General features: G+C 54.0%; 6 protein-coding genes. 4 read left to right on the top strand and 2 right to left on the bottom strand.

Features of this window, described 5'->3' with window-relative positions:
* The first annotated feature begins 684 nt into the window (after positions 1–684).
* Entirely contained in the window at positions 685–3,357 is a 2,673-nt protein-coding gene (gene rcsD / locus GNG29_RS15595) for a phosphotransferase RcsD (protein ID WP_103180405.1), read from the top strand.
* A 16-nt stretch (positions 3,358–3,373) separates the two neighbouring features.
* Complete coding sequence (gene rcsB / locus GNG29_RS15600; protein ID WP_032612710.1) at positions 3,374–4,024, top strand: response regulator transcription factor RcsB; 651 nt, start codon at positions 3,374–3,376, stop codon at positions 4,022–4,024.
* Positions 4,025–4,134: 110 nt separating this feature from the next.
* Here rcsB and rcsC read toward each other — a convergent pair whose 3' ends face one another.
* The gene (rcsC, locus tag GNG29_RS15605; protein ID WP_156654933.1) at positions 4,135–6,981 is read right to left on the bottom strand and encodes a two-component system sensor histidine kinase RcsC; all 2,847 of its coding nucleotides are present in this window, start codon (positions 6,979–6,981) and stop codon (positions 4,135–4,137) included.
* Between the two features lie 143 nt (positions 6,982–7,124).
* Positions 7,125–9,761, bottom strand: a complete 2,637-nt coding sequence (gyrA, locus tag GNG29_RS15610) for a DNA topoisomerase (ATP-hydrolyzing) subunit A (RefSeq protein ID WP_103180409.1) — start codon at positions 9,759–9,761, stop codon at positions 7,125–7,127.
* A gap of 132 nt (positions 9,762–9,893) precedes the next feature.
* Here gyrA and ubiG point away from each other — a divergent pair, with 132 nt between their 5' ends.
* Together ubiG and nrdA are read left to right on the top strand one after the other, a co-directional pair.
* Positions 9,894–10,628: a bifunctional 2-polyprenyl-6-hydroxyphenol methylase/3-demethylubiquinol 3-O-methyltransferase UbiG gene (gene ubiG / locus GNG29_RS15615; protein ID WP_156654935.1), complete on the top strand. Its 735-nt coding sequence runs from the start codon at positions 9,894–9,896 to the stop codon at positions 10,626–10,628.
* Between the two features lie 327 nt (positions 10,629–10,955).
* Entirely contained in the window at positions 10,956–13,241 is a 2,286-nt protein-coding gene (gene nrdA, locus GNG29_RS15620) for a class 1a ribonucleoside-diphosphate reductase subunit alpha (RefSeq protein ID WP_103180414.1), read from the top strand.
* Positions 13,242–13,245: the final 4 nt, after the last annotated feature.

Raw genomic sequence — 13,245 nt, forward strand, 5'->3', positions numbered from 1 at the left:
TTAACCAGTCGGCAAGTTCATTCTCCGCAAAAAAACAGAATAATCCAATAAGAATATGATACGAAAACTTTTAAGATGTTTCATATTGCCACATAGATGTTTCAATTTGTAAATTTTGGGGAACTTTTTGGCCACACATTTAGTTAAAAAATAGAGCACCAATAATCAAAAACACAAAATAAATCATAAAAATCAGTTAGTTATCCAAAAACAAATTATAGCACTGATTGATAAAACAAAAACCGCAGCGGCGACTAAAATATTTACCGCTATCATCATTAACTTTATTTATTACCGTCATTCAGATTTGAATGTCTGTTTATCCAGAATTGAACCGAATGCAATGCATTCGGTTTTTTTTTACTCATCTTTACGCAAACTTGAATAATTTGTGCTACCTGCCTGAAACTATAACGACTATTAATTAAATCTTCGCTTGCTATTTTTAGGCGCATAAATTTCATGGTGATTTTAATTTCTTGTTTATTCGTGCTATTTTTTTCCTATATTGGGACTTATTTGTACAATTTTTATCTGAGCGTACAGATTTAAAACAGTCCATTTTCGTCTCACAGCGACATGAAAAAGTCAGCCCCGGTAGTGGCGTGAGGCTGGAAATTCGATTATTACGCTTTATACTGCCCTATTCGCCTGAAGCGCAGCCATAACGGGTTAAACACATTAATGAGTCAGTCTGAAACCACAGCCGCGAACAAGTTTTCCCTGCTCCCGGGCAGCATTACTCGTTTCTTTCTTCTATTGATCGTTGTGCTGTTAGTGACCATGGGCGTAATGGTGCAGAGCGCCGTGAACACCTGGCTCAAAGACCGCAGCTATCAGATTGTCGATATCAGCCACGCGCTGCATAAACGCATCGACACCTGGCGCTACGCCACCTGGCAGATTTATGACAACATCGCGGCAACCCCTACCACCTCCTCTGCTGAAGGTTTGCAGGAGACGCGCCTGAAACAGGACGTCTACTATCTTGAGAAGACGCGACGCAAAACCGAAGCCCTGATTTTCGGTTCCCACGACAGCGCCACGCTGGAGATGACCCAGCGCATGTCGACCTATCTGGATACGCTTTGGGGCGCGGAGACTGTTCCCTGGTCGATGTACTATCTCAACGGTCAGGACAACAGCATGATCCTGATCTCCACCCTGCCACTTAAAGATCTCTCTTCCGGGTTTAAAGAGTCTACGGTGGGTAATATTGTCGACTCCCGTCGCGCGGAGATGCTCCAGCAGGCTAACGCTTTGGATGAGCGCGAAAGTTTCTCCTCCCTGCGCCGACTGGCATGGCAAAATGGCCACTACTTCACCCTGCGTACGACGTTCAATCAGCCGGGCCATCTGGCCACGGTGGTGGCCTTTGATCTGCCCATCAACGATCTGATCCCGCCGGATATGCCGCTGGAAAGTTTCCGCCTGGAGCAGGACAATAGCGTGCAAAATATGCGCGCGCCAACGGATAAAGAGAGCCCTGACAGCGTCTCCATCTCCTTTAATGGTTCGAAAATCGAAATTGCTTCCGCCCTGAACACCACCGGCATGCGTCTGGTCTGGCAGGTGCCTTTCGGCACGCTGCTGCTGGATACGCTGCAAAATATCCTGTTGCCGCTGCTGCTCAATATTGGTCTGCTGGCGCTGGCGCTGTTCGGTTACAGCACCTTCCGTTCGCAGCCGGGTCGCCAGAGCGATGTTCCCGTGGCAGCCGGTACCCATAATGAGCTGCGCGTCCTGCGCGCGCTGAATGAAGAGATTGTCTCTGTGCTGCCGCTCGGCCTGTTGGTGCACGATCAGGAGGCTAACCGCACGGTGATCAGCAACAAAATCGCCGACCACCTGCTGCCCCACCTGAATCTGCAAAACATCACCAGCATGGCGGATCAGCACCAGGGGGTGATTCAGGCCACGATTAATAATGAGCTGTACGAGATCCGCCAGTTCCGCAGCCAGGTGGCGTCGCGCACGCAAATATTCATTATTCGCGATCAGGATCGCGAGGTGCTGGTGAATAAAAAGCTCAAGCAGGCGCAAAGGCTGTATGAGAAAAACCAGCAGGGCCGCGCAGCGTTTATGCAAAATATCGGCGAAGCGTTCAAGCTGCCGCTGAAGGCGCTTGCCAGCGAAGCCGCCCATTTATCCACCCCGGAGAGCATGCAGCTGTCCGCTCATGCCGATACGCTGGTACGGCTGGTGGATGAGATCCAGCTTGCCAACATGCTGGAAAATGATACCTGGAAGAGCACGGCGTCGCTGTTTTCCATTCAGGATCTGATTGATGAAGTGGTGCCGGAGGTACTGCCAGTCATCAAGCGTAAAGGGCTTCAACTGCTGATCAACAATCCGCTGCGCGCGAACGATGAGCGTCATGGCGACCGCGACGCCCTGCGCCGCATTCTGCTGATGCTGATCCAGTACGCGGTCACTACCACCCAGATCGGCAAAATTACCCTTGAAGTGAGCAGCGATGAATCGGCTGACGACCGCCTCACCTTCCGCATTCTGGATACCGGCGAAGGGGTGACGGCCAGCGAAATTGATAACCTGCACTTCCCGTTCCTCAACGAGACTCAGGGCGACAACTATGGCAAAGCCAATGCCCTCACCTTCTGGCTCTGCGATCAGCTGGCGCGTAAGCTTGGCGGCCATCTGAATATCAAAGCGCGTGAGTCGCTGGGCACCCGTTACTCTCTTCACGTTAAAATGGCGGCCAGCCCGCAGGATGCGGAGGAGGATGAACGCCTGCTGGATGATGTGGTAATAATGGTGGATGTGACCTCAAATGAGATCCGTAATATTGTGGTTCGTCAGCTGGAAAACTGGGGTGCGAGCTGTATCTCGCCGGACGAACGGCTGGCAAGTCAAGAATATGATCTCTTTTTAACAGATAATCCGTCTAATCTTACTGCCTCGGGCTTGCTTTTAAGCGATGATGAGCCAGGCGTGCGGAAAATTGGCCCCGGCCAGGTGCGCGTCAACTTTAATATGAGCAATGCTATGCAGGAAGCTGTACTACAACTAATAGAAGAGCAACTGGCGCAGGAAACGATCCCGGAATCCCCACTGGGCGGCAATGAAAATGCTGAACTTCATGCCAGCGGATATTATTCGCTCTTTGTAGACACAGTTCCAGATGATGTTAAGAGGTTGTATACTGAATCGGCCGTGAACGACTTCGCGGCGCTGGCTCAGACAGCACACCGGCTCAAAGGGGTGTTTGCCATGCTTAATCTGGTTCCAGGCAAGCAATTATGTGAAACGCTGGAACATCTTATTCGTGAGAAAGATGCCGCCAGCATAGAAAAATACATCAGCGACATTGACGCCTACGTCAAAAGCTTGCTGTAGCAAGGTAGCCCTATACATGAACAATATGAACGTAATTATTGCCGATGACCATCCGATTGTACTGTTCGGTATTCGCAAATCACTTGAACAGATCGAGTGGGTGAATGTAGTTGGCGAATTTGAAGATTCCACAGCACTGATTAATAACCTGCCTAAGCTTGATGCGCACGTGCTCATCACCGACCTTTCCATGCCTGGAGATAAGTACGGTGACGGGATTACGCTGATCAAATACATCAAGCGCCATTTCCCGAGCATTTCGATCATCGTGCTGACCATGAACAATAACCCGGCGATTTTAAGCGCGGTTCTGGATCTCGATATCGAAGGCATCGTCCTGAAACAGGGCGCGCCGACCGATCTGCCGAAAGCGCTGGCCGCGCTGCAGAAAGGGAAAAAATTCACGCCGGAAAGCGTCTCCCGCCTGCTGGAAAAAATCAGCGCCGGCGGTTACGGTGACAAACGCCTGTCGCCAAAAGAGAGTGAAGTCCTGCGTCTGTTTGCCGAAGGTTTCCTGGTAACCGAAATTGCCAAGAAGCTGAACCGCAGTATCAAGACCATCAGTAGCCAGAAAAAATCGGCGATGATGAAGCTGGGTGTGGAGAACGATATCGCCCTGCTGAACTATCTCTCTTCCGTGACCCTGAGTCCGGCGGATAAAGAGTAATGAGCTACATGCCCGGCGGCGCTTCGCTTGCACGGGCCTACAGGTAGCGTAGGCCGGGTAAGCGTCAGCGCCACACGGCAATAATAAAAAAGCCCATTTCTGGGCTTTTTTTATCCCCGCGCTCTTCTCACCCGCTCCGCATATACCGATAGCGTCTGTTTCAGGACATCCAGCGTTACCGGCTTGGAAAGACAGCTATCCATCCCCGATTCCAGACAGCGCTGCTTCTCCTCTGCCAGCGCGTTAGCGGTGACACCCACCACCGGCAGCGTCAGACCGAGCTGACGGATACGCTGGGTCAGGCGATAGCCGTCCATATTCGGCATGTTCACATCACTCAGGACAATGTCGATATGGTTTTTGCTCAGCACATTGAGGGCATCCACGCCGTCATTCGCCGTTTTACACTGATAGCCCAGCGAGCCGAGCTGATCGGCCAGCAGGCGGCGGTTAATCGGATGGTCGTCCACCACCAGGATCATCATATCCTCATTCAACGACTGCTCAGATTCCGGCGACGGCAGCGAGGCTGTTCCGTCCGCGCTGTCCATTTCCACACGATAGATGCGCGCCAGCAGCGTAATCAGCTCATGTGGCGAGGCCACGCTGTTCACCCATTCGCCGTGCGCACGCTCCAGGGCGATACCGATATGGCGCCGGCAGAAGATCACCGCCGCTTTACCCTGCCACGGCTTCGTCAGCTCATCGTCGGTGAGAAGCATATCTTCCGCGTCCGGGGTTTGGCCGGCGTAGCGCGACACCCGAATGCCGTATGAGCCCAGCAGAGACTCCAGGTAGGCATACAGCGAGGCATTATTCACCGCCAGCCAGCAGCGTTTATCGCTTAATCCCTCAATCAGCATGTTGCCCGGAGACTGCGCCGCATAAAGTGGAATACGGATAGTAAACTGACTGCCCATGCCCGGTTCGGTATCCACCGAGATATCGCCGTCCATCATGCTGATCAGTTTTTCACAGATCGCCAGCCCCAGCCCGGTGCCCTGGAAGTTGCGCTGAACCCCCGTCCCCACCTGGAAGAACGGGTCGAAGAGTTTGACCACCTCTTTTGCCGGGATCCCCACCCCGGTGTCGCGCACGCGAATGCTCAGGTAGTCCCCTGCTTTGGCGACATGCATCACAATGCAGCCCATATCGGTGAACTTAATGGCGTTGCTGAGCAGGTTGGAGATCACCTGCTGCAGGCGCATCGGATCGCCCTGCAACGTTAGCGGCACGTCTGGCTCAATAAAGCAGTACAGCCCCAGCTGCTTACGCACCACCAGCGGCAGGTAGTTGGCGCTGATATGGTTCATCACCTCGCGCGGCGAGAATTCGCGCGGTTCAATTTTTAGCTGCTCGGACTCGATTTTAGAGAAGTCGAGAATGTCGCTGATGATTTTCAGCAGCAGGCTGGAGGAGTTGTTCATCGCCGTCACCAGACGGTCAACGCCACGCGGTAACTCTTTGGTCTGCAGCAGATCGAGGTTACCGATAATCCCGTAGAGCGGAGTACGCAATTCGTGACTGACGGTAGCAAGGAACATCGATTTCGACTGGCTGGCCTGTTCGGCGGACTGGGCCATATCCTGCAATGACTCTTCCATTTTGACGCGCGCGGAGACATCCACCAGCACGCAGATCGCCACGTTCTCATTGCGATAGCGCGAATGGACAAAGCTTATCTGCAGGTTGGTGTTGTTACTGGTCAGGACATCGACGAAGTTGACCTGCTGCCCACAGATAATCTGCGTCAGCCGCTGTCGGTCCTCATGGGTGAGCATATTGAGATAGTTATGCGCCAGCTCGTTACTGAGGATGTTGGTCCCGTCAAGGGTGCGTAAAATACAGATCCCCACCGGCGCAGAGGCAACAATCTTACGGTTAAACTGCTCATGCTCTTCAAGACGCTGGGCATCGATCTCCGCCGGAATAAAGATTTTACGCTCGTACATCCGCGCGAGGGTAAATAGCGCAATCCCCACCAGCACGTTCAGCAGTACCGAGTTGAGGATCAGCATCCGAATACGCTCCAGCACCATATCCACCGGTACGGAGTAAACAATGCTCAGCGACGAAGGCGGCAGGCTTTTTTTCAACACCAGGTCACGAAAACCGGCGCTGTAACCAAACCATGAGCGCTCCTGCATCCAGCGAGGATCAACCTTCAGCCGCGATTCCGGCCCGGCCAGCGAAATAAGAGAGTGACCATTTTCATCAAGAATGGTGACGCCCATCGGCAGATTACCCGGGGTGAAAAAGTTCTCCATGCGGATAGTCTGCTCGATACCGAGCATCGCCTGCAGACGGTTGCCCAGATAGACCGGCGTCAGGGCATAGAAGTACCCTACCCCTGAACGCGGCCCCTGGCTTATCCAGAACAGATTATTACCGCGTTCATCCTGCGGCGCGTTACGGTACTTGATGATCCGCTCGTGCAGGCTTTTCAGCGCGCTGTCACGATCCACCGGCACATCGCGCAGGCCAAAATCGGCCATACAGAGATTTTCGCTGCCAATCAGGAAGACGCGGTTCAGGTCATAGGCTGCCGAGAAGTTATCGCGCCAGTAGCGCATAAACCAGGCCAGTGACTCCAGCGATCCCCGCCATGCGGAGCCCATCGCCGAGCAGTCAGAGTCGGGGAAAAGCGGCTCAAAGTTGGGAACGTCCGCCTTACTGTCGCGCCCGCGGATAGCCAGAACGCCATTCTCCGCCGTCAGACGATTCTCGGCGATATACTTGAGCTCCTTCATGACGTCCGCGGTGCGCTGAATATAGCGCTGGGACTGGTCGAAGCTGAGGTTAAACTCCTGACGGATCTCCGCCTCCTTCTGGTGCAGCGCATTGACGATGTAAAACACCGAAAATAGCGCGATAAGCACCCAAATCAGGAGCGCCAGCGCCCGAAAAAGATAGCGAGAAACTTTCAGCGTGGTTCGAAAGGAGACGAGGTATTTCAAGGGGGCGAGGCTCCGCCGTCAGGTTGACAAGGAATGGGTTAAGGTAGCGGTAAATCGCCGCCGTCGCAACGTTCGGTTGTCTGCAATTCAGCGCCGCGACAAAAGAAAAGGGCCGGAAACCGGCCCTTTGTCGTCAGAAGAGATTACTCTTCGGCATCATCTGCCGCATCATCGTCGATTTCCGCTTCCGGCGCGATTTCATCGTCACCTTCTGCCACGCTACCGTCGATTGAATCGAGCTCTTCGTCATCCACTGGCTCAGCAACACGCTGCAGACCCACCACGTTTTCATCTTCCGCAGTACGGATGAGGATCACACCCTGGGTGTTACGCCCGACCACGCTGATTTCCGACACACGGGTACGCACCAGCGTACCGGCATCGGTAATCATCATGATCTGGTCGGCATCATCGACCTGTACCGCGCCCACAACGGAACCGTTGCGCTCGGTGACTTTAATCGAGATAACGCCCTGCGTGCCACGGGACTTGGTTGGATATTCGTCCTGGGCAGTACGCTTACCGTAACCATTCTGGGTGACGGTGAGGATTGCGCCTTCGCCACGTGGAACAATCAGGGAGACCACGCTGTCTTCGCCCGCCAGTTTGATCCCGCGGACACCGGTCGCCGTACGGCCCATGGCGCGCACCGCGTTCTCTTTGAAGCGCACCACTTTACCGGCGGCAGAGAAGAGCATCACTTCATCGGAGCCGGAGGTCAGATCCACGCCAATCAGTTCATCGCCTTCGTTCAGGTTGACGGCGATAATGCCGGCAGAACGTGGGCGGCTGAACTCGGTCAGGGCGGTTTTCTTCACCGTACCGCTGGCGGTCGCCATAAAGACGTTCACCCCTTCAGCGTACTCGCGAACCGGCAGGATCGCCGTAATACGTTCGTTTTGTTCCAGCGGCAGCAGGTTGACAATTGGACGTCCACGGGCGCCACGGCTCGCTTCCGGCAGCTGATAAACCTTCATCCAGTACAGACGGCCCCGGCTGGAGAAGCAGAGGATGGTGTCATGGGTGTTGGCCACCAGCAGGCGGTCGATAAAGTCTTCTTCTTTAATACGTGCCGCTGATTTGCCCTTACCGCCACGACGCTGTGCTTCATAGTCGGTTAACGGCTGGTACTTCACGTAGCCCTGGTGAGACAGGGTAACCACAACGTCTTCCTGGTTGATCAGGTCTTCGATGTTGATATCCGCGGAGTTGGCGGTAATTTCCGTGCGACGCTCGTCGCCGAACTGATCGCGGATCAGCTCCAGCTCCTCGCGGATCACCTCCATCAGACGATCGGCGCTGCCGAGGATATGCAGCAGCTCAGCGATCTGCTCCAGCAGCTCTTTGTACTCGTCGAGCAGTTTTTCATGCTCAAGGCCGGTCAGTTTCTGCAGACGCAGATCCAGAATCGCCTGGGCCTGCTGTTCGGTCAGCCAGTATTTGCCCTCGCGAATACCGTACTGCGGCTCCAGCCACTCAGGACGCGCGGCATCGTCACCGGCACGTTCCAGCATCGCAGAGACGTTGCCCAGATCCCACGGCTGGGCGATCAGGCCCGCTTTCGCTTCGGCAGGGGTTGGCGCACGACGGATCAGTTCGATGATCGGATCGATGTTTGCCAGGGCCACCGCCAGCGCTTCAAGGATGTGCGCACGATCGCGGGCTTTACGCAGTTCGAAAATAGTCCGACGGGTCACCACTTCACGGCGGTGACGCACGAACGCGCTCAGAATGTCTTTCAGGTTCATGATCTTCGGCTGACCATGGTGCAGTGCCACCATGTTAATACCGAAGGAGACCTGAAGCTGAGTCAGGGAATAGAGGTTGTTAAGCACCACTTCCCCTACCGCGTCACGTTTGATTTCAATCACGATACGCATGCCGTCTTTGTCAGACTCATCACGCAGCGCGCTGATACCTTCAATACGTTTCTCTTTAACCAGCTCGGCAATCTTCTCGATCAGGCGCGCTTTGTTCACCTGATACGGAATTTCGTGGACGATAATGGTCTCACGGCCAGATTTGGCATCCGCTTCGACTTCGGCGCGGGCACGAATATAGATCTTGCCGCGACCGGTACGGTAGGCCTCTTCGATACCGCGACGGCCATTAATGATGGCGGCGGTCGGGAAGTCCGGGCCCGGGATGTGTTCCATCAGCCCTTCAATGCTGATCTCTTCATCCTCGATATAGGCCAGGCAGCCGTTAATCACTTCGGTGATGTTGTGCGGCGGAATGTTGGTCGCCATACCTACGGCGATACCGGACGAACCGTTTACCAGCAGGTTAGGGATCTTCGTCGGCATAACGTCAGGAATTTTTTCCGTGCCGTCATAGTTGTCGACAAAATCTACCGTCTCTTTTTCCAGATCGGCCATCAGCTCATGGGCAATCTTCGCCAGGCGGATTTCCGTATAACGCATTGCCGCAGCGGAGTCGCCGTCGATAGAACCGAAGTTACCCTGACCATCAACCAGCATGTAACGCAGCGAGAACGGCTGCGCCATACGGACGATAGTGTCGTACACCGCGGAATCACCATGAGGATGGTATTTACCGATTACGTCACCAACGACACGGGCAGATTTTTTGTACGCTTTATTCCAGTCATTGCCCAATACGTTCATGGCGTATAGTACGCGACGGTGTACCGGCTTAAGTCCATCGCGGACATCCGGCAGCGCACGGCCAACAATGACCGACATCGCATAATCCAGATAGGAGCTCTTCAGCTCTTCCTCGATGTTAACCGGTGTAATTTCTCTCGCAAGGTCGCTCATCTAACCGCTATCCCTCTACTGTATCCCGGATTCAAAGGTCGGAAATTATAACACACCCGCTTAGGTTTAAACTAATTTGCTTTGTTATCCTGATATACTTCCTCGTCTTTAAATTACGGAGTAAAAGCGTCCATGAATGCGGAAAAATCCCCGATGGCTGACAACGTCGACCACGAAGAGATCGCCAAATTTGAAGCCGTGGCCTCGCGCTGGTGGGATCTTGAAGGTGAGTTCAAACCGCTGCACCGCATTAACCCTCTGCGCCTGGGCTATATCGCGGAGCGTTCCGGCGGCCTGTTCGGTAAAAAAGTGCTTGATGTGGGGTGCGGCGGCGGCATCCTGGCCGAGAGCATGGCGCGCGAAGGCGCCACGGTGACCGGGCTGGATATGGGCTTCGAGCCACTGCAGGTAGCACGTCTGCACGCGCTGGAGAGCGGTATCCAGGTGGAGTACGTGCAGGAAACGGTTGAAGCCCATGCGGCGGAGCACGCCCACCAGTACGACATCGTCACCTGCATGGAGATGCTGGAGCATGTTCCCGATCCGCAATCGGTGGTGAAAGCCTGTGCCGCGCTGGTGAAGCCGGGCGGTCAGGTGTTCTTCTCCACCATCAACCGCAACGGCAAGGCCTGGCTGATGGCGGTGGTTGGCGCAGAGTACGTGCTGCGAATGGTGCCAAAAGGCACGCACGATGTGAAAAAATTCATCAAGCCGGCAGAATTACTGAGCTGGGTCGACAACACCTGGCTTAAAGAACAGCATATGACCGGCCTGCACTACAATCCCCTGACCGACAAATTCAAACTGGCGCCAGGCGTGGACGTTAACTACATGCTCCATACCACCGCCAAAAAAGAGCAAGAGTAATTACTCTTTTTCTGACGAATGCGCAGCAGTTTGTTGCGCATTTTTGACAGCCCGTTGAAGAAATCAGCAGTCGATCAAATTTTCATTTTTTTTTCTGGAATATTGACATGTCTTCCAGGCCTTACGGTACGAGGACTTACGCTTTTTTACGCTTTAACAACCTCAATTTAACCTCAAAATCAACTCTTGTACTCAAAAGAATCCTTACTAGAATACTCACCATCTTGCGTTATCCTTATTGTAAAACCCCTATATGTAGTATTTATCCACAGAAGGCTGTGGATAAGCGGGGGATATTTTCATTTTCACGGACAGGTAAAAACCCACATGAATCAGAGTCTGCTGGTGACAAAGCGCGACGGTACCACCGAGCGTATCAATCTGGACAAAATCCATCGAGTTCTCGACTGGGCAGCAGAAGGACTGAATAACGTATCGATCTCCCAGGTTGAACTGCGCTCCCATATCCAGTTCTATGACGGCATCAAAACGTCTGATATCCACGAAACCATTATCAAAGCCGCGGCGGATCTCATCTCCCGCGACGCGCCGGATTATCAGTACCTCGCTGCCCGTCTGGCGATTTTCCACCTGCGTAAAAAAGCCTACGGTCAGTTTGAGCCGCCAGCGCTGTTCGATCATGTCGTGAAGATGGTCGAGCTTGGCAAGTACGACACGCATCTGCTGGAAGACTACACGGAAGAAGAGTTCAAGCAGATGGACGGGTTCATCGATCACTGGCGTGATATGAACTTCTCCTACGCCGCGGTGAAACAGCTGGAAGGGAAATACCTGGTCCAGAACCGCGTGACCGGCGAGATCTACGAAAGCGCTCAGTTCCTCTACATTCTGGTGGCGGCCTGCCTGTTCTCGAACTACCCGCGTGAAACCCGTCTGGAATACGTGAAGCGTTTCTACGATGCGGTTTCCACGTTCAAGATTTCTCTGCCAACGCCAATCATGTCCGGCGTTCGCACCCCAACCCGCCAGTTCAGCTCCTGCGTGCTGATCGAGTGCGGCGACAGCCTGGATTCCATCAACGCGACCTCCAGCGCCATTGTGAAATACGTTTCCCAGCGTGCCGGTATCGGCATCAACGCCGGTCGCATTCGTGCCCTGGGCAGCCCAATTCGTGGCGGTGAAGCGTTCCACACCGGCTGTATCCCGTTCTACAAACACTTCCAGACCGCGGTGAAATCCTGCTCTCAGGGCGGCGTGCGTGGCGGTGCAGCTACCCTCTTCTATCCAATGTGGCACCTGGAAGTAGAAAGCCTGCTGGTGCTGAAAAACAACCGTGGCGTGGAAGGCAACCGCGTGCGTCACATGGACTACGGCGTACAGATCAACAAGCTGATGTATACCCGTCTGCTGAAAGGTGAAGATATTACTCTCTTCAGCCCGTCCGATGTTCCGGGCCTGTATGATGCCTTCTTTGCCGATCAGGATGAGTTCGAGCGTCTGTACAGCAAATATGAAAAAGACGACAGCATCCGTAAACAGCGTGTGAAAGCGGTTGAACTGTTCTCCCTGATGATGCAGGAACGTGCCTCTACCGGCCGTATCTACATTCAGAACGTCGATCACTGCAACACCCACAGCCCGTTCGATCCGGTCGTTGCGCCAGTGCGCCAGTCCAACCTGTGTCTGGAGATCGCCCTGCCGACCAAACCGCTGGAAGATGTGAACGACGAAAACGGCGAAATCGCCCTGTGCACGCTCTCCGCGTTCAACCTGGGCGCCATCAATAGCCTGGACGAACTGGAAGAGCTGGCGGTGCTGGCGGTTCGCGCCCTGGATGCGCTGCTGGATTACCAGGATTACCCAATCCCGGCGGCAAAACGCGGTGCAATGGGTCGTCGTACCCTGGGTATTGGCGTCATTAACTATGCTTACTGGCTGGCGAAAAACGGCAAACGCTACTCCGACGGCAGCGCTAATAACCTGACGCACCAGACCTTCGAAGCCATTCAGTACTACCTGCTGAAAGCCTCGAACGAGCTGGCGAAAGAGCAAGGCGCCTGCCCGTGGTTCAATGAAACCACCTATTCCAAAGGCATTTTGCCGATCGATACCTATAAGAAAGACCTGGATGCGATCGCCAACGAGCCGCTGCATCTTGACTGGGAAGGCCTGCGCGAATCCATCAAGACCCACGGCCTGCGTAACTCCACGCTCTCTGCCCTGATGCCGTCCGAGACCTCCTCGCAGATCTCTAACGCCACCAACGGTATTGAGCCGCCGCGCGGTCATGTCAGCATCAAAGCGTCGAAAGATGGGATCCTGCGCCAGGTGGTACCGGATTATGAGCTGCTGAAAAACAACTACGAGCTGCTGTGGGAGATGCCAAATAACGACGGCTACCTGCAACTGGTGGGGATTATGCAGAAATTTATCGATCAGTCGATCTCTGCCAACACCAACTACGATCCGTCACGCTTCCCGTCCGGAAAAGTGCCGATGCAGCAGCTGCTGAAAGACCTGCTCACCGCCTACAAATTTGGCGTGAAGACCCTGTACTATCAAAACACCCGCGACGGTGCGGAAGATGCGCAGGACGATCTGGCCCCGTCCATTCAGGATGATGGCTGCGAAAGCGGCGCATGTAAGATTTAATGTA

The organism is Leclercia sp. Colony189 (assembly GCF_009740165.1).
Taxonomy (GTDB): Bacteria; Pseudomonadota; Gammaproteobacteria; order Enterobacterales; family Enterobacteriaceae; genus Enterobacter.